This window comes from Chelativorans composti (genome assembly GCF_039541695.1).
Taxonomy (GTDB): Bacteria; Pseudomonadota; Alphaproteobacteria; order Rhizobiales; family Rhizobiaceae; genus Chelativorans; species Chelativorans composti.
This window is the reverse complement of record NZ_BAABGS010000075.1, coordinates 163,348-187,989: the sequence shown is the minus strand read 5'-3', so window position 1 is coordinate 187,989 and position 24,642 is coordinate 163,348. Positions and strand designations below refer to the sequence as shown.

General features: G+C 63.5%; 20 protein-coding genes and 1 pseudogene. 7 read left to right on the top strand and 14 right to left on the bottom strand.

The window, feature by feature from the left end; all coding sequences use genetic code 11:
• Positions 1 to 327 precede the first annotated feature (327 nt).
• The 6 genes from cysS to pssA all read left to right on the top strand — a co-directional run bounded on the left by cysS (position 328) and on the right by pssA (position 9,261).
• Positions 328 to 1,887 carry a cysteine--tRNA ligase gene (gene cysS, locus ABD906_RS16060; RefSeq protein ID WP_165278795.1) on the top strand — a complete coding sequence of 520 codons (1,560 nt, stop codon included), beginning with the start codon at positions 328 to 330 and terminating at the stop codon, positions 1,885 to 1,887.
• Positions 1,884 to 3,494: a citramalate synthase gene (gene cimA, locus ABD906_RS16055; RefSeq protein ID WP_345100692.1), complete on the top strand. Its 1,611-nt coding sequence runs from the start codon at positions 1,884 to 1,886 to the stop codon at positions 3,492 to 3,494. The genes cysS and cimA overlap by 4 nt, the downstream gene beginning before the upstream one ends.
• Positions 3,495 to 3,860: 366 nt before the next feature.
• Complete coding sequence (locus ABD906_RS16050) at positions 3,861 to 5,381, top strand: LysM peptidoglycan-binding domain-containing protein (RefSeq protein ID WP_165278793.1); 1,521 nt, start codon at positions 3,861 to 3,863, stop codon at positions 5,379 to 5,381.
• A 233-nt stretch (positions 5,382 to 5,614) separates the two neighbouring features.
• Positions 5,615 to 7,510 carry an ABCB family ABC transporter ATP-binding protein/permease gene (locus ABD906_RS16045; protein ID WP_345100689.1) on the top strand — a complete coding sequence of 632 codons (1,896 nt, stop codon included), beginning with the start codon at positions 5,615 to 5,617 and terminating at the stop codon, positions 7,508 to 7,510.
• Between the two features lie 195 nt (positions 7,511 to 7,705).
• The gene (locus ABD906_RS16040; protein WP_165278792.1) at positions 7,706 to 8,401 is read left to right on the top strand and encodes a phosphatidylserine decarboxylase; all 696 of its coding nucleotides are present in this window, start codon (positions 7,706 to 7,708) and stop codon (positions 8,399 to 8,401) included.
• Entirely contained in the window at positions 8,401 to 9,261 is an 861-nt protein-coding gene (gene pssA, locus ABD906_RS16035) for a CDP-diacylglycerol--serine O-phosphatidyltransferase (protein WP_165278791.1), read from the top strand. The genes ABD906_RS16040 and pssA overlap by 1 nt, the downstream gene beginning before the upstream one ends.
• A gap of 137 nt (positions 9,262 to 9,398) precedes the next feature.
• Here the strand turns inward: pssA and ABD906_RS16030 are convergent, their stop codons facing one another.
• The 14 genes and pseudogenes from ABD906_RS16030 to ABD906_RS15965 all read right to left on the bottom strand — a co-directional run bounded on the left by ABD906_RS16030 (position 9,399) and on the right by ABD906_RS15965 (position 23,383).
• Entirely contained in the window at positions 9,399 to 10,154 is a 756-nt protein-coding gene (locus tag ABD906_RS16030; protein WP_165278790.1) for a hypothetical protein, read from the bottom strand.
• 193 nt (positions 10,155 to 10,347) lie between these two features.
• Complete coding sequence (locus tag ABD906_RS16025) at positions 10,348 to 11,049, bottom strand: 2-acyl-glycerophospho-ethanolamine acyltransferase (protein ID WP_165278789.1); 702 nt, start codon at positions 11,047 to 11,049, stop codon at positions 10,348 to 10,350.
• Positions 11,050 to 11,198: 149 nt separating this feature from the next.
• Positions 11,199 to 11,945, bottom strand: a complete 747-nt coding sequence (locus tag ABD906_RS16020) for an SDR family NAD(P)-dependent oxidoreductase (RefSeq protein ID WP_165278788.1) — start codon at positions 11,943 to 11,945, stop codon at positions 11,199 to 11,201.
• An 82-nt stretch (positions 11,946 to 12,027) separates the two neighbouring features.
• On the bottom strand, positions 12,028 to 13,491 hold the full coding sequence (purF, locus tag ABD906_RS16015) for an amidophosphoribosyltransferase (protein ID WP_165278787.1): 1,464 nt from the start codon (positions 13,489 to 13,491) through the stop codon (positions 12,028 to 12,030).
• A gap of 53 nt (positions 13,492 to 13,544) precedes the next feature.
• Positions 13,545 to 14,084, bottom strand: a complete 540-nt coding sequence (locus ABD906_RS16010) for a CvpA family protein (protein WP_165278786.1) — start codon at positions 14,082 to 14,084, stop codon at positions 13,545 to 13,547.
• Positions 14,085 to 14,086: 2 nt separating this feature from the next.
• Positions 14,087 to 15,523, bottom strand: coding sequence for a DNA repair protein RadA (radA, locus tag ABD906_RS16005; RefSeq protein ID WP_345100684.1), 1,437 nt, complete (start codon positions 15,521 to 15,523; stop codon positions 14,087 to 14,089).
• Positions 15,523 to 16,677 (bottom strand): alanine racemase, encoded by a 1,155-nt coding sequence (gene alr / locus ABD906_RS16000; protein WP_345100683.1) that lies wholly within the window; start codon positions 16,675 to 16,677, stop codon positions 15,523 to 15,525. The genes radA and alr overlap by 1 nt, the downstream gene beginning before the upstream one ends.
• A 2-nt stretch (positions 16,678 to 16,679) precedes the next feature.
• Complete coding sequence (locus ABD906_RS15995; RefSeq protein ID WP_345100681.1) at positions 16,680 to 18,170, bottom strand: replicative DNA helicase; 1,491 nt, start codon at positions 18,168 to 18,170, stop codon at positions 16,680 to 16,682.
• 305 nt (positions 18,171 to 18,475) lie between these two features.
• A complete protein-coding gene (locus ABD906_RS15990; protein ID WP_378188501.1) occupies positions 18,476 to 19,735 on the bottom strand; it encodes a cyclopropane fatty acid synthase in 1,260 nt (419 codons plus the stop codon).
• 219 nt (positions 19,736 to 19,954) lie between these two features.
• Positions 19,955 to 20,533: a 50S ribosomal protein L9 gene (gene rplI, locus ABD906_RS15985; protein WP_165278782.1), complete on the bottom strand. Its 579-nt coding sequence runs from the start codon at positions 20,531 to 20,533 to the stop codon at positions 19,955 to 19,957.
• Between the two features lie 196 nt (positions 20,534 to 20,729).
• On the bottom strand, positions 20,730 to 20,978 hold the full coding sequence (gene rpsR / locus ABD906_RS15980; protein WP_011581252.1) for a 30S ribosomal protein S18: 249 nt from the start codon (positions 20,976 to 20,978) through the stop codon (positions 20,730 to 20,732).
• Positions 20,978 to 21,403 carry a 30S ribosomal protein S6 gene (gene rpsF / locus ABD906_RS15975; RefSeq protein ID WP_165278781.1) on the bottom strand — a complete coding sequence of 142 codons (426 nt, stop codon included), beginning with the start codon at positions 21,401 to 21,403 and terminating at the stop codon, positions 20,978 to 20,980. The genes rpsR and rpsF overlap by 1 nt, the downstream gene beginning before the upstream one ends.
• A 296-nt stretch (positions 21,404 to 21,699) precedes the next feature.
• Positions 21,700 to 22,461: an ABC transporter permease gene (locus ABD906_RS15970; RefSeq protein WP_345100668.1), complete on the bottom strand. Its 762-nt coding sequence runs from the start codon at positions 22,459 to 22,461 to the stop codon at positions 21,700 to 21,702.
• Positions 22,458 to 23,383: pseudogene (locus ABD906_RS15965) on the bottom strand (ABC transporter ATP-binding protein). The gene ABD906_RS15970 and the pseudogene ABD906_RS15965 overlap by 4 nt, the downstream one beginning before the upstream one ends.
• A 296-nt stretch (positions 23,384 to 23,679) precedes the next feature.
• Between ABD906_RS15965 and fabD the strand changes: the two are divergent.
• Positions 23,680 to 24,621: an ACP S-malonyltransferase gene (gene fabD, locus ABD906_RS15960; RefSeq protein ID WP_165278779.1), complete on the top strand. Its 942-nt coding sequence runs from the start codon at positions 23,680 to 23,682 to the stop codon at positions 24,619 to 24,621.
• Positions 24,622 to 24,642 lie beyond the last annotated feature (21 nt).

The following is a 24,642-nucleotide window of genomic DNA, read 5'->3' as shown; positions in this document are numbered from 1 at the left end:
TTCGTGACGATCTCGTCGGGCTTGTGTCGCTTGTTTGCCATTGTGGTCCTCCTTCATGGTCAAAACCATACTTCAAGGTGGACCCGTTCAATGGGGGTGGATCATGGCCGGCCGCCGCGGATTCTTCGCTTGACGCCGCCTCATGCGGAAGCGATAAGTGCGCCCATGAAAACTCTGTGCGCCACCATCGATATCTGCATTAGCATTATTGGCTAGCCATATCGCTGGTCCGGCCGTTTTTACCTTCTCTCCCCGAAATGGAAAACGCCGAGGCCAGACAGGCCAGGTCGGCAGATCGTTCGTGACGCCTACGAGCAGGATGGGAAGATGTCAGAAGGCTTCAAGGGGCTTGTCGTCTACAACACCCTGACGCGACGCAAGGAGGAATTCATTCCCCTCGATCCGTCCAGGGTCCGCATGTATATCTGCGGTCCGACCGTTTACGACTACGCGCACATCGGCAACGCCCGTCCCGTCATCGTCTTCGATGTCCTGTTCCGCCTGCTGCGCCACCTCTACGGCGAGGACCACGTGACCTACGTCCGCAACATCACGGACGTGGATGACAAGATCAATGCCCGCGCCCTGCGCGACTATGGCGCGGAGATCGAGGCGGGCAGGATGACGCTCAACGAGGCCATCCGCGCGGTGACCGAGAGAACTAACGCGCAGTTTCAGGCCGATGTGAAGGCTCTGGGTTGCCTGGAGCCCACGAGCCAGCCCCGAGCGACCGAACACATCCCCCAAATGCTGGCACTGATTGAGCGGCTGATCGATCTCGGCGTTGCGTATGTTGCCGATAATCACGTGCTATTCTCGCCTTCGGCCATGAACGCGCGCCGGGGACCGCGCTACGGCGCGCTGTCGCGCCGGCCGCTCGACGAGATGCTTGCGGGCGCACGCGTAGACGTCGCCTCCTACAAGCGCGACGAACTGGACTTCGTGCTCTGGAAACCTTCGAAGGAAGGCGAGCCAGGCTGGCCTTCGCCCGCCGGCATCCCCGTTCTGGGCCGCCCCGGCTGGCACATCGAATGCTCGGCCATGTCGATGGCGAAGCTTCTAGAGCCATTCGGCGGTGGGCTCCGCTGCGATGACCCGTCCAAGAACATGTTCGACATCCACGGCGGCGGGATTGACCTCGTCTTCCCGCACCACGAGAACGAAATCGCTCAATCATGCTGCGCACTCGGAACCGATCAAATGGCGCGCTACTGGATGCACAACGGCTTCCTGCAGGTGGAAGGACGCAAGATGTCCAAGTCCGAAGGGAACTTCGTGACGATTCACGAACTGCTGGAGACCGAGAAGTTCGGCGGGCGCAAGTGGCCGGGCGAGGTGTTGCGGCTTGCCATGCTAATGACGCACTATCGAGAGCCAATCGATTTTAGCCTCAGACGACTAGAAGAAGCAGACGCAAAACTTAGCTCGTGGCGCAATGCGATTATTGAGAAGGGAGCACTCAAGGAGGGGATTCGGCTGACTTTTGGCGAGATGGTGGAGTGTCATCGCCAATGCCGAGGGGATCTTTCGTCTGAAGTGAAAGCAGCGTTGCTTGATGACCTCAATACCTATCCAGCGATCGCCTTTCTGGATAGAAAACGAAAGTCACTGTCAGAGGAAGACGCTCAACAGTTCGCTTTTGATATAGCGATGCTTGGCATTGATATCGATGCATATCATGCGTGGGATAGGGCTCGTCTAAGCAGCATTGCGGAAAGCCAAGAGATTGAGACCCTCATCAAGAGAAGAAGTACCTACATTCAAGAAAAAAATTGGGCTGAAGCAGACCGCATCCGCGACCTACTCCAATCTTGGGGCATCCAGCTCAAGGATAGCAAGGATCCTGTCACGGGCGAACGCATCACCACGTGGGAAGTGAAACGGTGAGCAAGGAACGCATCTATCTTTTTGACACCACCCTGCGGGATGGGCAGCAAACCCCCGGCATCGACTTCTCGGTCGAGGACAAGGTTCTCATCGCGCGGATGCTCGACGATCTCGGGATCGACTACGTGGAGGGCGGCTATCCCGGCGCCAATCCGACCGACACCGAGTTCTTCAAGAAGAAGCGGACCAGCAAGGCGCAGTTCGTCGCCTTCGGCATGACCAAGCGGGCAGGCGTTTCCGCCTCCAACGATCCGGGCCTCAATGCGCTGCTGCAGGCGAGCAGCGATGCCATCTGCTTCGTCGCCAAGAGCTGGGACTACCACGTGCGCGTGGCGCTGGGGACGACCAATGAGGAAAATCTCGAGTCCATCCGCGCCTCAGTCGAGGCGACCCGCGCCGCCAGCAAGGTGGCGATGGTCGACTGCGAGCACTTCTTCGACGGCTACAAGGCCAATCCTGACTATGCGCTCGCCTGCGTGAAGGCGGCCTATGAGGCGGGCAGCCGGTGGATTGTTCTCTGCGATACCAACGGCGGCACGCAGCCGGAGGAAATCCGCCGGATCGTCTCTGCCGTCATCGCTTCCGGCGTGCCGGGCAGCCATCTCGGCATTCATGCCCATAACGACACCGGTCAGGCGGTCGCCAATTCGCTGGCTGCCATCGAAGCGGGCGCGCGACAAATTCAGGGTACGCTCAACGGCATCGGCGAGCGCTGCGGCAACGCCAATCTCGTCACCATCATTCCGACGCTGATGCTGAAGCCGGTCTATGCCGACCAGTTCGAGACGGGCATCTCGCCCGGGAAGCTGGCGGGCCTCAAGAAGCTGTCGCACGCCTTCGACGAACTGCTCAACCGTGCTCCCGATCCGCAGGCGCCATACGTGGGAAGCTCCGCCTTCGCCACCAAGGCCGGCATCCATGCCTCGGCCATTCTCAAGGATCCGCAGACCTACGAGCACGTGCCGCCGGAGGCGGTCGGCAACGAGCGCAAGCTCATGGTCTCCGATCAGGGCGGCAAGTCCAACTTCCTGGTGGAGCTGCGCCGCCGCGGTATCCAGATCGACAAGGAGGACCCGCGGCTTGACCGGCTGATCGCCCAGGTCAAGGAGCGCGAGGCGCAGGGCTATTCCTATGAGGGCGCGGACGCGAGCTTCGAGCTGCTCGCGAGGCGGATGCTCGGCGGCGTGCCGGAGTTCTTCAAGGTCGAAAGCTTCCGCTGCATGGTCGAGCGTCGCTATGACGCGCGCGGGAACATCAAGACCGTGTCCGAGGCCGTCGTGAAGGTCACGATCGACGGCGAGACGCACATGTCCGTCGCCGAGGGCCATGGCCCCGTGAACGCGCTCGACATTGCGCTGCGCAAGGATCTCGGCAAGTACCAGACCGAGATAGAGGACATGTGGCTCACCGACTACAAGGTGCGCATCCTGAACGGCGGCACGGACGCGGTCACGCGCGTGCTGATCGAATCCGGTGACAGCAGCGGCGACCGGTGGTGGACCGTGGGCGTGTCCGACAACGTCATCGACGCTTCGTTCCAGGCGCTCATGGACGCCATCGTCTACAAGCTGGTCAAGAACCGTGAGGTCATCCGGCTCGCCGGTTAGGCCATTGCACGCCGGAGGCCCGATGTCGGGCCTCAGCTCCGTGCCAGCCTGAGAACCTGCCCGAGAAAGGGGCAGGTGGATGGCGGGCAGGACCGCCCCGCGAACGACGGGCTCCCCAAGGGCGCATTTGACCTTATATGTCCAAGGTTCTTCCCGTATACTGGGGAGGTCCCGGCCGCGCGCATTTGCGCCCCGCCGGACCAGCCTGCGCCGGCCGACCGCGCTCACCTGACGAGCATTTCTGTGTGAAACCTCTGGAAATGGCGCTCCAGGGGGCCCGAGACATTGTATTTCAATGGCTTTTTCTTGTCGGCTCACGGAAAACGCGCTAGACCGGTCGCGAGGGCTAGGGAAACGGGAAGGACAATGACACCTCAGAGATTTCTGCTCTTTCTGGTGGGCCTGTTCGTTGCAGCGGGGGGCGTTGCGTATTGCAGCGGTGTCTTTGACAGAAATGATGGAGAGGTAGCCAGCCAGACGGCGGCGCCTGCGGGCGAGGGCAATCGAGAGGCTTCCTCCCGCCAGTCCGTTTCCGGGACGATCCAAGAGGCTTCAAACGCAGAGGGGCAGTCCAGTGAGCCCGATACCGCCGACCAGCAGCCAGCGACAGAGTCCGGGGGGGCTGACGCTGCAGACACGCAGGCGCCGGTTGACACGGGCAGCGCGCCGGATGCCGCGCAGGCACAGGCGGAGAATGGTCAGTCGAATACGCCCGATGCAGCCGCGACTTCGGTTGCTGCAGATGTCATCGTGCCGAGCTTCGATCTGCTGCGCGTCGAGCCCGACGGTTCGGTCGTGATCGCGGGTCGTGCCGCGCCGAAGTCCACGGTCGAGATCGTGGCGGGCTCGACGGTGCTGGCGACCGCGCAGGCCGGCGACAACGGCGATTTCGCCACGGTCCTCGACCGCGCGCTGAAGCCCGGCGACCACACCGTCGTGCTGCGGTCCATCACGCCCGACCGAGTCTCCGCCACTTCGCTCGAGACGGCCATCATTTCCGTGCCGACCCATGCCAATGGCGACGTCGTCGCGCTGGTGCAACAGCCCGGACAGCCGAGCCGCCTGATCTCGGTTCCCGAGGCGAGGGAAGAAGCAGCCCGCACCGACACGGGTTCCGCCGCGCAGGGAGCTGCGCCGGACGAGAAGGCCGCTGAGGACGCCAAGACCGGCAGCGCTCCGGAAACTTCCAGCGAAACTGCCACCGAGGCCGCTCAATCCGATCCGGTCGGCGAGGCCGAGAAGCGCGCGACTGCGCCTGCCGAGCAGCAGGCCGGCCAGGCGGACCAGGGTGCCGGCGAGGCCCAGAGGGACGTGCGCCCGGGCGCACAGCCCTTCATCGAGGCGGTCGAGATCGACGGGAGGCAGGTATTCGTCGCCGGCCGCGCCGAACCGGGCCGCCGCGTGCGCGTCTACATCAACGACATCCTGCTCGGACAGGCGACTGTGGACGCGACCGGCCATTTCCTCATCCAAACCGAGCGCGACCTGCCGGTCGGCGACTACATCGTGCGGGCCGACGTGCTCGGCAATGACGGCGTGACCGTCATCTCTCGTGCTGCCGTGCCGTTTGCACGCCACGAGGGCGAAAGCCAGACCTCCGTGGCGCCCGCGGCCGAAGCTGCCTTGCAGCAAGGCAGCGATGCGACGGCCCAGGTTCAGCCGGCGCTCGAGCGGCAGGACGGGGCTGTCATCATCCGCAAAGGCGATACGCTGTGGCATATCTCACGCCGAGTCTATGGCCGCGGCATCCGCTACACCACCATCTATCAGGCCAACAAGGACCAGATCCGCGACCCGAACCTGATCTGGCCGGGACAGATGTTCAAGCTGCCCGCCGTGACGGAAGAGGGTGAGGAAGCGGACCTCACGGCGATCGACAAGCGATAAGGCCCTGCGCCAGGTTCATGGGGTGCCGCTGGCGCCCGCGTGAACCGCCCGCATGTGGTCGGGCGGTCGTTGCGGGCTTCGCGCGGCTGGTATATTGCCCGACACGATCATATATGGGGCATAACGTTCCGCTCCGGTCCCGGCAGTCCGATGGCGGGGGCGGTGGCGGATTGTTCCGCGAAACTTGAACGATCCCCAAAAGAGAAGTTCCGTCAGCAGGTTAGGCGCACGAATTGCAGAAGAAAACCGTTTCCTCCGACTCCGGCTCGCTGTTCCGCACGCTTCGCAATCTCTGGCCCTACATGTGGCCGTCCGACCGGCCGGATCTGAAGCTTCGCGTCGCCGTCGCGCTTGCGCTTCTGGTGCTGGCGAAGGTCATCCTTCTGCTCGTGCCCTATTTCTTCAAATGGGCGACCGATGTGCTGTCGGGGGAGGGGGAGCCGCCGGCCTGGATCCCCGCCGCGCTCGCCGGTCCCGTGATGCTGGTCGTGGCCTATAACGTGGTGCGTGTGGGGCAGCTCGGCTTCAATCAACTGCGCGATGCGCTGTTCGCCCGGGTCGGCCAGCATGCAGTGCGCCAGCTCGCCTACAAGACCTTCGTGCATCTGCACGCGCTGTCGCTGCGTTTTCACCTGGAGCGGCGCACGGGCGGTTTGTCGCGCATCATCGAGCGCGGCACGAAGGGCATCGAGATCGTCGTCCGCTTCACCATTCTCAACTCGGTGCCGACGGTACTCGAGTTCGTGCTGTCGGCCGGCATCCTCCTCTTCGTCTATGGCTGGACCTATCTCGCGGTGGTGGCCGTCACCGTGTGGCTCTACGTCTGGTTCACCGTCAAGGCGAGCGACTGGCGCATCGCCATTCGCCGGGAGATGAACCGATCCGACACCGACGCCAATACCAAGGCCGTGGACTCGCTGCTCAACTATGAAACGGTCAAGTATTTCAACAACGAGGAGATGGAGTCCCGCCGTTTCGACCGCTCCATGGCGCGCTACGAGCAGGCCGCGACCAAGACCTGGACGTCGCTCGGCTGGCTGAACTTCGGCCAGGGGGTAATCTTCGGCATCGGCATGACGATCATCATGGTCATGTCGGCGCTGGAGGTGAGCCGCGGCACGCACACGGTGGGCGATTTCGTTTTCGTCAACGCGCTGCTCATCCAGCTCTCGATCCCGCTCAACTTCATCGGCTCGGTCTACCGCGAGATCCGGCAGGGGCTTACCGACATCGAGGAGATGTTCAATCTGCTCGACGTGGAGCCGGATGTCAGGGACAAGCCCGACGCGAAACCGCTCAGAATCGAAAAGGGCGAGGTGCGGTTCGAGGACGTTCACTTCGCCTACGATCCGGCGCGGCCAATCCTCAAGGGCATCAGCTTCACCATTCCGGCAGGCAAGACGGTCGCCATCGTCGGTCCGTCAGGTGCCGGCAAATCGACCATCTCGCGCCTCATCTTCCGGTTCTACGACATCCAGAAGGGCGCGATCCTGATCGACGGGCAGGACGTGCGCGACGTGACGCAGGAGAGCCTGCGCCGTGTCATCGGCATGGTCCCGCAGGACACCGTGCTGTTCAACGACACGATCGCCTACAACATACGCTATGGCCGCCCCGACGCGTCCGACGAAGAGGTGCGCAACGCCGCCGCGCTCGCGCAGATCGACGGGTTCATCCAGTCGCTGCCGGACGGCTACAATTCGATGGTCGGTGAACGGGGACTCAAGCTTTCGGGTGGCGAAAAGCAGCGCGTGGCGATCGCCCGCACGATTCTCAAGGCACCGCCCATCCTCATCCTCGACGAGGCCACCTCGGCGCTAGACACGCATACGGAGCAGGAGATTCAGGCCGCGCTCGACCTGGTGAGCCGCGGGCGCACGACGCTCGTCATCGCCCACCGGCTGTCCACGGTGGTCAATGCCGATGAGATCATCGTGCTGCGGGACGGTCAGATTGCCGAACGCGGCACGCACCGGTCGCTGCTGGAGAAGGGCGGGCTCTACGCCGAGATGTGGAACCGGCAGCGCGAGGCGACCGAAGCCGAGGAGCGCCTGCGCCGCGCCCGCGAGGAGGACGAGATGGGCATCGTGGTCCGCAAGTCTCCGGCTTACGAGGAACCGAAGGTTTGACGCCGAATTCTTCCCCTCACATCCAGGCAGGCAGGGCATGAGGAGAAGTGCGTATCGTTACGGTTCATGGGCACCTGCCGGGACCGGTCGAACGGCATGACATGTGCAGCAAGGATGCAATCGGGGCTTTAACTGTTGCCGGATCAGCCCCATTTCGGTAGGGATTTTCCACCCCGAAGCTGCAAGCGAGTGACCATGAGCCTGACCGACACGATCAAGAAAACGCTCGTGCCCATCCACCGTGAGGGCTACCCGTTCATCGCCGGCTTCTTCGTCGGCTCGCTCCTGCTCGGACTGATCTGGGAGCCGCTGTTCTGGATCGGCCTCGTTTTCACCGTCTGGTGCATCTATTTCTTCCGCGATCCCGAACGTTACACACCGATCGACGACAGGCTGGTCATCGCGCCCGCCGACGGCACGATCTCGGCTGTGGGGCCGGCTTATCCGCCGAAGGAACTCGGCCTCGAAGGCGAGATGCTGCGCATCTCCATCTTCATGGACGTGTTCTCGTGCCACATCAACCGCTCGCCGGTGAAGGGGCGCATCTCGCTGATCGAGTACAGGCCCGGCCGCTTCCTCAACGCCGACCTCGACAAGGCGAGCGAAGAAAACGAACGCAACGGCCTCGTCATCGAGACGGGCCACGGTCCGGTCGGCGTCGTGCAGATCGCGGGCCTCGTGGCGCGCCGCATCGTGTGCTGGGCACAGCCCCCCGCGGAAATCCAGGCAGGCGAGCGCTTCGGCCTGATCCGCTTCGGCTCGCGCGTGGACGTCTACCTGCCTGAGGGCGCCCGCCCGCGTGTCGCCGTGGGCCAGACGTCCGTGGGCGGCGAGACCATCATCGCAGAGTTCGGCAGCTCCGCTCCGGCTCCCCTCGTGAGGGTGTCGTGATGGCAGGGCCGTTTGCTCCGTTTGAACCGCATGGGGGAGGCGGCCCGCGGTTGCGCGAGATTCCGCTGCGGATGATCATTCCCAACATGATCACCATCATCGCCATCTGCGCGGGCCTCTCCGGCATCCGGCTCGCTTATGACGGCCGGTTCGAGACAGCGGTGATCATGGTGCTGATCGCGGCATCGCTTGATGCCGTCGACGGCCGTGTGGCGCGGATGCTCAAGGCGAGCTCCAAGTTCGGCGAACAGCTCGACTCGCTCGCCGACATCGTCAATTTCGGCGTGGCGCCGGGCCTGGTGCTCTACGCCTACCTGCTTGACAAGGCGCACACGTTCGGTTGGATCGCAGCCCTCGTTTTCGCGATCGCCTGCGCGCTGCGGCTTGCCCGTTTCAACGTGGCGCTCGAGGACCAAAACCGTCCCGCCTGGGAAGGGGACTATTTCGTCGGCGTTCCCGCGCCAGCGGGCGGCGTTCTCGTGATGCTGCCGATCTATTTCGGTTTCCTCGGTTTCCCGGTCAACGACAGCGTCGCCATCGGCGCTTCCGTCTACACCATCGTCATCGCCATGCTGATGATCAGCCGCCTGCCGGTCTACTCGGGCAAGGTGTCGGGCACGCGGGTACGCCGCGAGTTCGTGATGCCGCTCATGCTGGTGTTTGTGGCACTGGTGTTTCTGCTGGCGAGCTACACCTGGCAAACCGTCGCCGCTGCAGCGATCGCCTACATCATCTTCCTCGGCTTCAGCGCCCGTGCCTACGCCCGGCGCGCCCGCCTCGAGGCGGAGAAGGGAACGGTCGCAGGGGGCGACACGCTGCAGAGCAAGGCGGGCAATGCCGCTTCCGAGGCCGACGAATAAGTTCTCGGCCACGCGAAGAGGCTTGCAACAGTGCCGGTTATCGCGCCTGATCGGCAGGGATGCCCTTTCAGGCTCCGGACCGGAGCCTGAACACCCTTCAGCCCAGTCAGTTTGAACCGCGCTGCCACAACGGCAGTTCAGCTGTTTTCGAGGACACCCTGATCCTGCGCCTGCATCTGCGTTTGCACGCCAAAGGCCATGCCGAAGATCTCGTACTCCCGTTTCAGGCCGAGGGCCCAGAGGAAGTCGCCCGATTCCGTTGGAACCGTCGAAAGGGCCAGATCCAGCATCTGCACCGGCGAATCCAGGTCGAGGCCATCCACCTCATGGCCGGCAATGTAGACGGTCCGGGTTCCGGCGGGCAGGGTGAACGCCGTGGGCGCGCTGAAGCTCGTTATCTCGCCGATATCAGCCAGGCGCCGTTCGCCCGAGGGGCTTATAACCTCCGCGCTGACAGATAGCGGAACTGTCGGCAGCTCGCCGTCCACGCGCGGCGAAATCACAAGCATACTACCGCCGCGGTAGGCCACCGTCTCGGCGGCGTGATTGCCATCGGCGGGCTGTTCTGCGCGCGCCGGAGAGTTGACAAGCGACGCCAGGCTAACCCGGCTCAGGCGGCTGTTCTCAACGTAGTCGGAAAGCCCAACCGCAATGAGCGCGGGAACCGCGGCGCCAGCGAGCAGCGCGGCCACGACCCTGGTTTCCCTCCCGGTTAGAGCCCAGGCCGCAAAGCCTCCCGCAGCGGTCAGCAGCGCTGAACCTGCCAGAAATCCGGCTGATGGCAATTCAAACGCCTGGATGCTGGCGCAAACGGCCGCAAATTTCAGAACCGGCGGCGCGGCGCCGGCCAGGCATCCCCAGGCCACATTCCTCAACAAAGCTCGATCGAGCATGTCCGATTTCCCCTCCTCCGGTTCTCAGACACATGCCTGCAAAATTAAGTGCGAAGTTAATTATCCGCAACGCAATACAAAAATAGTCCCATATTTATCCCGCCGCGCCGGCGATCGTACCCTCCTCATCACGAGCGCCGGTGCAACAGAGGCAGTATTTCACCTTTTCTGTTTTTCGCAAGAGAGGGAACGGTCAGTCGCTGTCGGTTGGCGACGGGCGAACCTTCAACAGGTAGTCGAACATGGCCGCGGCGGCGAGGGGCTTTTCCGGCGCGGCGGCAGCAATCAGATCGGCGATGGTCATGGCCGGAAGGGCGTGAATGCGCAGACGCGGCAGCAGGCGGGAGCGCTTGTCCTTGTCCAGGGAGAGCATGCTCGTATCTGCCCCTTCGACATAGATCGGGACAATTCGGGCGTCGGAACTGACAGCGATGCGGGAGATGGCACGGAACAGGCGGAAGGCTTTGGTGTCGGGGGCGGGATCATCCGGCAGGTAGAGGGCCAGACGCCCGCGTCCTCGGAGGCGGCGGACCAAGCGACGGCTCACGAACACGTGGCGCGCATTGAAGACGATGGTGCGGGCAAGGGACCGCCAGGGATCAAGCCACCAGGCCTGGGCGGAATCCACGTCGAGGATGTGAAGCGTGTCATCCGGAAGGAGCGACAGCATCAACGCCGGTTCAAGGCGCGAACTGTGCCATACCGCGTAAATCACCGGTGCCTGCGAGTCGCGTACCGAAACCATGACGTCGTCCCTGACACCGAACAGAAGTTTCAGCGGCACGTAGAGCAACGCCTGGCGGAAGTTGAGCTTCATTGCCGTCATCAGCCAAAGCGCGGCAGCGGCCCAGAGGCCAAGAAACAGGGCAAGGATGAGAATGGCCGCTGGCAGCATGCTACACCTCTGGGTCCGGGATGCTCACGAACAGAACACCAGCCCCGCCGTCATCATGGACAGCGTACCCGATACCGGGCTGTGTCTTCTCTTCACAGCGGTTCGCTAGCGTAACCATAGGGGAGATGACGTCAACCGGTTTGCCTGTCTCAGCGCGGCATCTGGTAGTGCAGGAACCGGTTCTCGCGCACGTGGAAAATGGCGCCGGTCTCGGTAACGGAACGGCTTGCAAGCGGCAGGATCTTCGCCGCCACCTCAGACGGGTGCGGCAATGTGTTCGGATCTTCGCCGGGCATCGCCTGGGCACGCATGGCCGTCCGGGTCGGTCCGGGATCGACCGCATTGACCCGCAGCGGAAGATTCTGCGTCTCGTGGGCCCAGGAGCGGACGAGGGCCTCGACGGCCGCCTTGGAGGCGGCATAGGGGGCCATGAAAGCGCGTGCCGAATGGGCTGCGCCCGAGGACATGACCATGGCGCGGCCTGCCTCGGCGGCGCGCAACAGCGGGTCCACGGAGCGGATCAGGCGCCAGGTGGAGATGACGTTCACCGTCATAACCTTCTCGAAGACCTTGGCCTCGACATGGCCGATCGGGGAAACCACGCCCAAGATGCTGGCGTTGGCAACGAGGATGTCCAGCTTGCCCCAGCGCTCGTGAATGGCGCCGCCGAGCCGGTCGATGCCGACCATGTCGGTGAGATCCAGAGGCACGAGCGTCGCGCTGCCGCCGAGAGCCTTGATCTCGTCGTCCAGTTCCTCCAGCCCGCCGACAGTACGCGCCACTGCAATCACGTGGGCACCAGCGGCGGCAAGGCCCTTTGCAAGGAAATAGCCAATGCCCCGGGAAGCACCGGTAACGAGAGCGATCTGGCCGGAAAGGTCGAGAGTTTCAGTCATTGTAAGGCAGTCTCCGAGTTCAGCCGGCGTTCCGGATCAGGTGGTCAGCCAGGGGCGGGTCCCGATCCGGGGCGCGTTGGCGTCAAGCGTTGGAGCCGAGAAGGGACGCATGACGGAGATCGTCGGTTCCTTCCTGATCGGTCAGACGGGTCGGATAGTCTTTGGTGAAGCAGGCGTCGCAGTACTGCGGGCATTCGCTGTTGCGTCCCGGCAAATCGAGCGCACGATAGAGGCCCTCGATGCTGAGGAAGCCCAGCGAGTTGGCGCGGATGAACTCCGCCATCTCCTCGATCGACATGCGCGAGGCCAGGAGCTTGGAGGCGCTCGGCGTGTCGACGCCATAGAAGCAGGGCGCACGCGTGGGCGGGGAGGCGATGCGCATGTGCACTTCCTTCGCGCCCGCGTCGCGTACCATCTGCACGATTTTCTGGCTGGTGGTGCCGCGGACGATCGAGTCGTCCACCAGAACCACGCGCTTGCCCTCGATGGAGCGGCGGTTGGCGTTGTGCTTGAGCTTCACGCCCATGTGGCGGATGGCATCGGTCGGCTGGATGAAGGTACGGCCCACGTAGTGGTTGCGGATAATGCCAAGCTCGAAGGGAATGCCGGCTTCCTGCGCGAAGCCGATGGCCGCAGGCGTGCCGGAGTCCGGCACGGGGATCACGATGTCGGCATCCACGGGATGCTCGCGGGCGAGCTGGGCGCCAATGCGCTTGCGGACCTCGTAGACGTTGTGGCCTTCTACCAGCGAATCCGGGCGGGCGAAATAGATGTACTCGAAGATGCAGAAGCGGGACGGCTGCGGCTCGAAGGGGAAGAAGCTCTCGATGCCGTCTTCGGTGATGACCACCATCTCGCCCGGCTTGATGTCACGCACGAAGCGGGCACCGATGATGTCGAGCGCACAGGTCTCCGAGGCGAGGATGTAGGAGCCGTCGAGGTCGCCCAGAACCAGCGGGCGGATGCCCAGCGGATCGCGGCAGCCGATCATCTTCTTGTTGGTCAGCGCCACCAGCGAGAAGGCGCCCTCGATCTGGCGCACGCCGTCGATGAAGCGGGCGTTGGTGTCCTTCTCCTTGCTGGTCGCGACCAGGTGCAGGATCGTCTCGGTGTCCGAGGTGGACGAAAAGATCGAGCCCTGCTTCTGCAGGGCGCGCTGGATCGTCCGGGCATTGGTGAGGTTGCCGTTGTGGGCGATGGCAAAGCCGCCATCGGCAAGCTCGGCGAAGAAGGGCTGGACATTGCGCAGGCCCGAGCCGCCGGCCGTGGAATAGCGGGTATGGCCAATGGCCCGGGCGCCGGGCAGGCGGTCGATCACCGCCTTTTTTGTGAAGTTGTCGCTGATCAGGCCGACGTGGCGTTCGACGAAGAACTGGTGTCCGTCGTAGGAAACGATGCCCGCGGCCTCCTGTCCGCGATGCTGGAGAGCATGGAGGCCCAGGGCCACGATTGCAGCTGCATCCTTGCGGCCAAAGATGCCAAAGACGCCACATTCGTCGTGAAAGTGATCGTCGCCTTCGTCAGGAATAACGCATTCAACAGCCATTGCCGGCTTGCCTTTCATTCGGTCTGCAGCTTGGGCGGTGGCCTTGCCAGCCGTCAGTTGTTCGTCGCGGTCTCTTCAGTCGCGCCGGGTGTCAGCTTGTCGAGGATGGAAATCTCCGGGTCCTCCGGCAGCAGATCCTTCAGCCATGTACCAACACCCTCGAGCAGAGGCTTCGACTTCGCCTCGGCGACCCAGGTCGGCGGGTTCGCACCCAGCAGCCAGGTCAGAAACAGGAACGCGACTGCCATGACAATGATGCCACGGGCGGCGCCATAGACAAAGCCCAGCGTGCGATCCAGCGCACCGATGCGCGAGTCTATGATGAAATCCGCGATCTTCATCGTGATGAGCGTGGCAATGATCAGCACGACGAGGAAAACAGAGGCAGCCGCCAAGGCAAGCGCGATCATCGCGTTGCTAATATGGGGGGTAATGTAGGGCAAGACCACGGGATAGAGAAAAAATGCCGCAACGGCGGCGACCGCCCAGGATGCGATCGACAGAATCTCGCGCGAGAAACCACGGATCATCGCCAGAATGGCGGAGATCAACGTGAACCCGATGAAGATTCCATCAAGAAGCGTAATCGGCATTGCTACCCCAATTCATTCGCCGGCCGGTTTTCGATCCTGGCTCTGTTCCTGTTGGTGCCCGCGGAAGCGCCCGCAATCCTTACTACAAGGTCCGCCAGCTCGCGAGGCCTATATGCTCTTGACCAGATGCCTCCCACAATCTCTTCGTTACCCGGAGGCATGACCGCCTGCGTGAAGCCGAGCTTTTCGGACTCCTTCAGCCGGCTCGATGCGTGGGAGACCGGTCTGATCGCTCCGGACAGGCTGATTTCGCCGAAATAGACGCAATCATGCGGGAGGGCAAGTCCGGTGAGGGAAGAGATGAGCGCCGCGGCGACGGCAACGTCGGCTGCCGGCTCGCTTATACGGTAACCGCCGGCGACATTGAGGTAGACATCGTGCTGGGAGAAGCGGACCCCGCAATGGGCTTCCAGCACGGCCAGCACCATCGACAGGCGCGAGGCGTCCCATCCGATCACGGCGCGGCGCGGCGTGCCGAGGGGAGAGGGGGCGACCAGAGCCTGGATCTCCACGAGCAGCGGGCGGGTGCCTTCCATCGCGGCAAAGACCGCGGTTCCCGGGGCGGCGGCGGTGCGGTCGCCCATGAACAGCTCGGACGGGTTCGGGACCTCGCGCAGGCCCTTGTCGCCCATTTCGAAGACGCCGATCTCGTCGGTTGGGCCGAAGCGGTTCTTCACCGTGCGCAGGATGCGGTAATGATGACCGCCTTCGCCCTCGAAGTAGAGAACGCCGTCCACCATGTGCTCGACCACGCGGGGGCCCGCGATCTGGCCCTCTTTGGTGACGTGGCCGACGAGGACGATCGCCGCGCCGGTGGACTTGGCGTAGCGGATCATGGCCTGGGCGGCGGCGCGCACCTGGGTCACGGTGCCCGGGGCGGAATCCGCCATGTCCGTCCACAGGGTCTGGATGGAGTCGAGGATCACGAGGTCGGGCCGGCGGCCGCCCTCGAGGGTGGCGAGGATGTTCTCTACATTGGTCTCGGCCGCAAGCTCCACGGGCTTGTCGGCCACGCCGATGCGCTGGGCCCGCAGCCGGATCTGCGCCACTGCCTCTTCGCCCGACACATAGACGATGCGGTGGCCCTTCTCGGCAAGAGCGGCCGCCGCCTGGGTCAGAAGGGTCGACTTGCCGATGCCGGGATCGCCGCCAACCAGCAGGGCGGAGCCACGCACGAAGCCGCCGCCGGTTACACGGTCAAGCTCCTCGATGCCGGTCCTGATGCGTGGTGCATCCTCGATGTCACCGGAAAGGGTGGTGAGTGTGACCGGCGTGCCGGCGCGCGCCTTGCGGGCCATCTGCGGACCGCTGCCGATGCCGCCGGAGGTGCCTTCCTCGACGAGGGTGTTCCACTCGCCGCAGCCATCACACTTGCCTGCCCAGCGGGCGTGCACCGTGCCGCAGTTCTGGCAGACGAATTGACTCCGTGGCCGCGCCATCAGCTCTGTTTTCTCACATATTCCCGATAGTACCGCTGTCCGAGCGAGGTCAGCAGTTCATAGGAGATGGTGCCGCAGGCATTCGCCACCTCGTCCAGCGGGATGTTCGGACCGAACAGCTCGATCATGTCCCCGGGCGCCACGGCGTTCTCGCCCAGGTCCGTCACATCGAACAGAGTCAGATCCATGGAGATGCGGCCGATCACGGGCACACGGCGGCCATGGATGAAACTGTGGGCCGGAATGCGCTCAGCCGGGCTGCCCGTGCGGGAGAGCGCGCGGTGGTAGCCGTCCGCATAGCCGGTGGAGCCGACCGCGATGATGGAGTCGCGATGCACGGGTGTAGCCCCGTAGCCGACGGTCTCGCCGGCATTCAGGTGCCTGATCTGGGCGACGCGGGAGAGCGCTGTCACCACCGGGCGCAGCGGGCTCTCCATCCCCGAGATCGGATTACCGCCATAGAGCGCAATGCCGGGGCGGACCACGTCGCACAGATAGTCGCCACCCAGGAAAACGCCGGCTGAATTGGCGATGCTCGCCGTGGCATCGGGAAACAGCCGGCGCAGTTCCCGGAAACGGGCGAGCTGCGCGGCGCTCATCGGATGGCCCGGAACGTCGGCGCAGGCCAGGTGGGTCATGACCAGGATTGGGGTGAGGGCGCCGGTCAGCGCATTCTCCTCCGCGAACTGGCGGGCATGGTCAGCGGTCAGGCCAAGGCGGTTGATGCCCGTCTCCACATGGAGAGCGCAGGGGCGGCGGACGTCGCCGTCCCAGCCGTAGGCTTCCCACATGGAAAGGTCGGTAGGGGAGTTCAGCACCGGGATCAGCCGAGCTGCGCCGTAGGCCGCGGCGGCTTCCGCGCCGAACAGGCCATTGAAGACGAAGATGTCCGCTTCGGGCAGGATCTGCCGCAGAACGATGCCCTCGTGCGGAAGCGCCACGAAGAAGCGGCGACAGCCTTCCTCCCACAGCGTTCTGGCCACCGGCTCGATGCCGAGGCCATAGGCATTGGCCTTGACGACGCCCGCCACATCGGCGGGACGCGCGCGCTCCTTCAGCAGGCGGTAGTTGTGCGCCAGCGCATCGAGATCAATGATCAGATGCCCCCCCGCCAGATGCGGGCCAGGATGGTCCGTGAGTGCTGTCGTGACCACAACTATTCAAAACGCTCCGGTAGATGGCTCTCATCAGCGAGATCGTGGAAGCGCGTGAACTCACCCTGGAAGCCAAGGGTGACGGTTCCCGTCGGACCGTGACGCTGCTTGGCGATGATGACTTCCGCCTTCCCGCGAACCTCGTTCATCTCGGCCTCCCAGCGCAGATATTCGTCCGTGCCGGGCTTCGGTTCCTTGTTCTTGAGGTAGTATTCCTCACGATACACGAAAAGCACCACGTCCGCATCCTGCTCGATCGAGCCCGATTCACGCAGGTCGGAGAGCTGCGGGCGCTTGTCGTCGCGCATCTCCACCTGACGCGAGAGCTGCGAGAGCGCGATGATCGGCGTGTTCAGCTCCTTTGCCAGCGCCTTGAGGCCGGTGGTGATTTCCGTGATTTCCTGCACGCGGTTCTGGCTCGCCCGGATCGAGGAGCCCTGCATGAGCTGGATATAGTCGATGATGATGACATCAAGACCGCGCTGGCGTTTCAGGCGGCGGGCGCGCGCCGCCAGCTGGGCGATCGAAATACCACCAGTCTGGTCGATGTAAAGCGGCACCTTCTGCATCATCTGGGCGCAGGCGACCAGCTTCTCGAACTCGGCTTCAGAGATCTCGCCGCGGCGGATCTTGGCCGAGCTGATCTCCGTCTGCTCGGAGATGATACGGGTGGCCAGCTGCTCGGACGACATTTCGAGCGAGAAGAAGCCGACGACGCCGCCGCGCGCGGCCTTGAACGTTCCGTCGGCCTGCTGGATCGGCTCGTAGGCCTGGGCGATGTTGAAGGCGATATTGGTGGCAAGCGAGGTCTTACCCATGCCGGGACGGCCGGCCAGCACGATCAGGTCGGAGGGCTGCAGGCCACCCATGCGGCGGTCGAGGTCGCGCAGACCCGTCGAAATGCCCGACAGGCCGCCGTCGCGCATGAAGGCGGCATTAGCCATGTCCACGGCCTGCCTGGTGGCTTCTGCGAAGCTCTCGAAGCCGCCGTCGTAACGGCCCGTCTCAGCCAGCTCGAACAGCCGGCGCTCGGCCATTTCGATCTGCTCGTTCGGCGGCATGTCCACTGGCGCGTCATAGGCGAGGTTCACCATCTCCTCGCCCAGCGAAATCAGCGAACGGCGCGTCGCCAGGTCGTAGATGGCGCGGCCATAGTCGGCGGCATTGATGATCGTCACGGCTTCCGCCGCCAGACGGGCCAGGTACTGAGCGACCGTCAGCTCGCCAACCTTCTCGTTCGCCGGCAGGAACGTCTTGAGCGTGACCGGATTGGCCATCTTGCCCATGCGAATCAGATCGCCGGCGACCTCGTAGATCTTCTTGTGGAGCGGTTCAAAGAAATGCTCGGGCTTCAGGAAGTCGGAAACCCGGTAGTAGGCGTCATTGTTGACCAGAATGGCGCCCAGCAGGGCCTGCTCGGCCTCGATGTTGTGCGGGGGCTCGCGGTAGACCGGCGACTCCGCCGCTTCCAGCTTCCGGACTGCTTCGACCATGATCTACCCACGCTCATACGGTTTCAGGCGCTTGAACGCCCGCTCGGACATCACTGTCCTACGCTGTCTGGCGCTCACGGTTAAGCCTTACGGGGACAAGCGGGCGCAGATGCGCCCGCTTTCCACCGTTATCTCGAGGCTGCACTCAAAGCGCTTGACAGCCGAATCAACCTGTCTGGCGGAATTCTATTGCAGTTCGGAAGTTCGCCGAAACCGCCAACCGCGGGATGACCTGCTGGCTGGTTCCGGATGGGGCAGGCGCGGCAGCGTGATGAACGGCCCGGCGTCCGGGCCGCCTTCGCCTCTTATTCGGCAGCGTCCGAATAGGCGGGACGGGCTGGGGAGCCCGAGGCGACCAGCTGGCGCTCGGTGTCCACCATGTAGTCGCGCGTCAGCGGCAAGGTCTCCCGCTGCCTGGAGAGCTGGATCTGGAAGTTCACCATCTCCTGCCAGCGGAAGGAGGCTTCCGATCCGGCCAGGTAGAACTCCCACATGCGGGCAAAGCGTTCGTCGTAGAGTTTTACCACGTCGTCGCGACGGGCCATGAAGCGTTCACGCCACACCTTCAGCGTCTCGGCGTAGTGGAGACGCAGGATCTCGATGTCCGTGACAATCAGTTCGGACTTCTCGATGGCCGGCATCACCTCCGACAGGGAGGGGATATAGCCGCCCGGGAAGATGTACTTGCGGATGAAGGCCGCCGTGGCCGACGGGACATAGGTGCGGCCGATCGTGTGCAGCAGCATCACACCGTCATCCGTCAGCAGGTCGCGGCACTTGTTGAAGAAAGTCTGGAAGTGGTTCACGCCGACATGCTCGAACATGCCGACGGAGACGATGCGATCGAAGGGGCCCCTGAGCGAACGGTAATCGGCCAGCTCGAAGCGGACGCGGTCAGACAGCTTCTGATCCTTCGCGCGCTGGTTCGCCACAGCCAGCTGCTCGGTGGAGAGGGTCACACCCAGCACTTCCACGTCGAACTGTTTGGCAAGGAACAGGCCCATGCCGCCCCAGCCGCTGCCGATGTCGAGCACCTTCTGGCCGGGCTTGAGATCCAGTTTCGCGGCGATGTGCTGCTTCTTGGCGAGCTGCGCCTCCTCAAGCGTCATGCCGGGACGCGGGAAGTAGGCGCAGGAATACTGCATGTCCTCGTCCAGGAACATGCGATAGAGTTCGCCGGAGAGATCATAGTGATGGGCGACGTTCCTGCGCGATCGGCCCGGCAGGTTGATCTGCTGGAACCGCCGGCCGAGCCGCCGCAAACCGTCCATGATGTACATCGGCAGGGAGTGCGCTCCCTTCAGCCCCATGTTCTGGTAGGCAATGGCCAGAAACGACAGCGGGTCGCCGTGGAGAAAGTCGAGCTCGCCGTCCATGTAGGCTTCGGGAAAGCCTAGGCTCGGGTCCAGCGCAATGCGGAGCTCAGCCTTCGATGAATGAATCTTGATGTGCACGGGCTCGCCCGTGCCGTCACCGAAACGGTGAACCTGACCTGCCGCATCCGTTACGATGAGGGTACCTTTACGGATGAGGCGCGATGCAAGACCTGCAAGTATGCGATTCATCAACACCCCCATGACCATGGGACTCTGTCAAGTATGGGGCATTAGTGTTTGAAAGAAAAGAGTTAACCGGATCACATTAGATCAGTTGGCGTTCATGTCGCCGCTTGCGTGCCCGGTTGACCCGCATTGCAGGGCCGCTGTCCACAAGAAAAGCCCAAGAAAAAGCCGGGCGTAGGGCCCGGCTTCATCCTGATTATTCTTGCCAGAATAACTGGACTATTACTCTTCCTCGCCTTCCTCAGCGGCGCCCGGCTCGAAGAAGGCTTCCGGGTTGGAAGCTTCGGTGATGTCCTCGCCGTAGATCGCTTCGGCGGAGTCCAGCTTCTCGCCACGAGCCTGGCGCTCAGCCTCGTCGGCCGTGCGGGCGACGTTCAGCGTGATGGTCGCGGTCACTTCGGCGTGAAGGGCAATGGCGACCTCGGCGATGCCGATGTTCTTGATCGGGGCCTTCAGCACGATCTGGCTGCGGCCAACCTTGAAGCCGGCCTGATCCAGGACCTCGGCGATGTCGCGGGCCGACACGGAACCATAGAGCTGGCCGGTCTCGGCAGCCGAGCGGATGACCACGAAGCTCTGGCCGTTGAGCTTCTCGGCGACGGCCTCGGCTTCCTGCTTGCGCTGCAGGTTGCGGGCCTCGAGCTCGGCGCGCTGGGCTTCAAACTTCTTGCGGTTGGCTTCGTTCGCACGGAGAGCCTTGCCCTGCGGCAGCAGGTAGTTGCGGGCATAGCCGTCCTTGACCTTGACGACGTCGCCCATCTGGCCGAGGCGTGCGATGCGTTCGAGAAGAATGACTTCCATCTTCGTTTCCTTTGTCTGGCGGCAGGGCCGCATTCGGTTCAGGCAAGCCAGGAAACGGACCGCTCAGGCGGTAAACTCAGTTCGCTGTCCTGCCGAGGCAGTTAGGAGCGCGATGCTCCAACCCGGGATTTGAGAGACGCTCGCCCGTGCCCGTCACGGGGAGGAGAGGGCGCGGGATGGCCGCGCCCCCGGAAGATTACTTCACGACGTAGGGCAGGAGACCCAGGAAGCGGGCGCGCTTGATGGCGCGGGCCAGCTCACGCTGCTTCTTCTGGCTGACAGCCGTGATGCGGGACGGAACGATCTTGCCGCGCTCGGAAATGTAGCGCTGCAGGAGCTTCACGTCCTTGTAATCGATCTTCGGAGCGTTCGCGCCCGAGAAGGGGCACGTCTTGCGACGGCGATGGAACGGGCGGCGGGTAGGAATCTGGTTGATGTCGACCATTATTCAGCTCCCTGATCTTCGTCACGCGAACGACGGTCGTCACGGTCGCGGCGGCCACCACGGGCGCCACGGTCACCACGATCGCCACGCTCACCGCGATCGTCGCGGCGCTGCATCATGGCCGACGGGCCTTCCTCGTGCTGCTCGACGCGCACGGTCATGAAGCGGAGGATGTCCTCCGACAGGCCCATCTGACGCTCCATCTCCTTCACGGCAGCGGACGGAGCATCAATGTCCATCAGGGCAAAGTAAGCCTTGCGGTTCTTGTTGATGCGGTAGGCGAGGGACTTCAGTCCCCAGTTCTCGACACGGCCAACCTTGCCGCCGTTAGCCTCGATGACGCCCTTGTACTGCTCAATGAGCGTCTCGACCTGCTGCGGGGAGAGGTCCTGCCGAGCAAGAAACACGTGTTCGTAAAGAGCCATGTCTTGCCTTTCTTCAGTTGCATTCCTGCCTGTACCCGGCGCAGAGCCTCAACGACCCATCTTGCCGGAGCGACCCGGGAAGAAAGGCGTATCGAGACGGTCGAGAGCGGAGACACGGGAGGCAGAGGCGATCTCGCCTCATGGCTTGCACAGGCGCAAGGCCCCTCCGTTCAGCCCCCAGCCGGGACCGGCAGATGGGCGGCTTATACATGGTTTTGCCCCAGATGCAAGGCGAAACCAGCCTCCAGGTGGCAGAAAAATGCCGCTTTCGGCGCCTTTCCCCATGCTGCCCGGTATCATGTGCGCAGGCGGTAGCCGGTGCGGAACATCCACCAGATGATCGCCATGCGGGCGGACAGGAAGACGGCGATCATGACCAGGCTCACGTGGACGCTCACGTCGGAAGTGCCGAAGAAGCTCCAGCGGAAGCCGCTCACCAGGTAGAGGACCGGGTTGAACAAGGTCACCGTGCGCCAGAACTCTGGCAGCATGTCGATGGAATAGAAGGAACCGCCCAGGAAGACCAGCGGGGTCACGATCAGCATCGGGATCAGTTGCAGCTTCTCGAAATTGTCAGCCCAGATGCCGATGATGAATCCGAACAGGCTGAAGGTTACCGCCGTCAGCACGAGGAAAAGAAGCATCAGAAGCGGATGCTCCACGCGCAGCGGCACGAAGAGATGGGCGGTGGCCAGGATGATCAAGGCCAGGATGATCGACTTGGTGGCAGCTGCCCCGGCGTAGCCGATCACGATCTCGACGAAGGAGACGGGCGCGGACAGAACCTCGTAGATGGTGCCGACGAACTTCGGGAAATAAATGCCGAAGGAGGCATTCGCGATGGAATTCTGCAGCAGCGTCAGCATGATGAGGCCGGGCACGATGAAGGAGCCATAGTGGACACCTTCCACCGTCTCGATGCGGCCGCCGATGGCGGATCCGAACACCACGAAATAAAGCGAGGTGGAAAGCACCGGCGAGACGATGCTCTGCAGGACGGTCCGGCGCATTCGGGCCATCTCGTACCGGTAGATCGCCTTGATTGCCTGAAGGTTCATCGGGATGCCTCCACAAGGCTGACGAAAATGTCTTCCAGGGAACTCTGGCTCGTACTCAGGTCGCGAATGGCCAGGCCAGTGCGGTGGATGTCGGCGAGAAGCGACCCGATGCCCGAACGGGGGCCTGGGTGTGATAGGTGTAGACCAGCAGGCGGCCGTCATCGGCAAGCTCGAGGTCGTAGGCAGACAGGCTGTCCGGGATCGCCGCGAGGGGGTCGGTGAGCTCAATGGAAAGCCGTTTCCTGCCGAGCTTTCGCATCAGCTCGCGCTTCTCCTCGATCACGATCAGCCGGCCCTTGTTGATGACGCCGACGCGGTCGGCAATCTCCTCCGCCTCCTCGATGTAGTGGGTGGTGAGGATGATGGTTACGCCCGATTCCTTCAGGCGGCGGATGAGATGCCACATGTCCCGACGCAGTTCCACGTCCACCCCGGCCGTCGGCTCGTCGAGGAACAGGATCCGCGGCTCGTGCGAGAGCGCCTTGGCGATCATGACCCGCCGCTTCATGCCGCCCGAGAGAGACATGATCTTGCTATCCCGCTTGTCCCACAGGGAGAGATCCTTCAGGATCGATTCGATCAGCGCCGGGTCCGGATTCTTGCCGAACAGGCCGCGGGAAAAGGAGACCGTATTCCAGACTGTCTCGAAGGTCTCCACGTGAAGCTCCTGCGGGACCAGGCCGATGAGGGCGCGTGTCGTGCGGTATTCGGTCCGGATGTCGTGGCCGTAGACCTCCACGCGGCCGCCCGTCGGGTTCACGAGGCCGCAGACGATGGAAATCAGCGTCGTCTTGCCGGCGCCGTTGGGCCCCAACAGCGCCAGTATCTCGCCCTCGCGGATATCGAGGTCGATGCCGTGGAGCGCCGTCAGGCCCGTGTCATAGGTCTTGGTCAGCTGCTGGACGGAGATGGCATTCTGCATGGAACCGGCGGACGCTTCTGGAGGGATCGTGGCCGGCGGCTGCCGTGCCGGCGGGTGCGGACCATATATAGACATTCGCCGCGCCGAATCCATGCGGGATCGCCAGGCATCCTTCGCTGTTGCCACATGCTGACTCGATATCCGCATTGAAAAATCAGCTCGCGAAATGGGCCGTTTCTCTTGGAAATCTGGCCCTTTCGGGCGGCCCCGGGACGCAAGAGGCTTGACGGGAGGCGAGCATTGCGCCACCACCACGCGAAATTTGCACCTCATCTCCAAGGATCATGGAGCGCTGCATGACTATTGCTTTCACGTTTCCCGGGCAGGGCAGCCAGGCCGTCGGCATGGGCCGCGAGCTCGCTGAAGCGTTTCCCGAAGCCCGCGCGGTCTTCGAGGAGGTTGACGAGGCGCTGGGGCAGAAGCTGTCGGGAATCATGTGGGACGGTCCGGAAGACGTACTGACGCTCACGGCCAACGCCCAGCCGGCACTGATGGCCGTCTCCATCGCCGTCATGCGCGTCCTGGAGAAGGGTGGCCTGAAGCTTGCCGACAAGGTCTCCTACGTGGCCGGTCATTCGCTGGGCGAGTACTCCGCGCTGTGCGCGGCCGGCACCTTCAGCCTCAGCGACACGGCGCGCCTGCTGCGCATCCGCGGCGACGCGATGCAGGCGGCGGTCCCGGTAGGAGAGGGTGCAATGTGCGCCATCATCGGCCTGGAAACGGCGGACGTGGAAGCGGTCTGCCAGGCCGCGTCGGGTTCCGGTGTCTGCCAGATCGCCAATGACAACGGTGGCGGGCAGCTCGTGATTTCCGGCGCCAAGGAGGCTGTGGAAGAGGCCGCGAAGCTTGCCAGCGAGAAGGGCGCCAAGCGCGCCATCATGCTTCCGGTCTCCGCTCCCTTCCATTCCGCGCTGATGGCGCCCGCCGCCGAGCGCATGAAGGAAGCGCTGGCCACCGTCGCCAAGAGCGCTCCGGCCGTGCCGGTCGTCGCCAACGTGACGGTGAGTCCGCTCACCGATCCCGAGACGATCGCCGAAAAACTGGTCGAGCAGGTGACCGGGCGCGTGCGCTGGCGCGAAACCGTCGAGTGGTTCGGCGCAAACGGCGTCACGACCCTCTACGAGATCGGTTCCGGAAAGGTCCTGACGGGGCTCGCGAAGCGCATCAACCGCGATATTTCCGCCGTTGCCGTCAACGGCCCGGCGGACATCGAGGCGGTGCTGAAGGCGCTTCTTTAACAGGTTGGTTGCCGGCCAGGA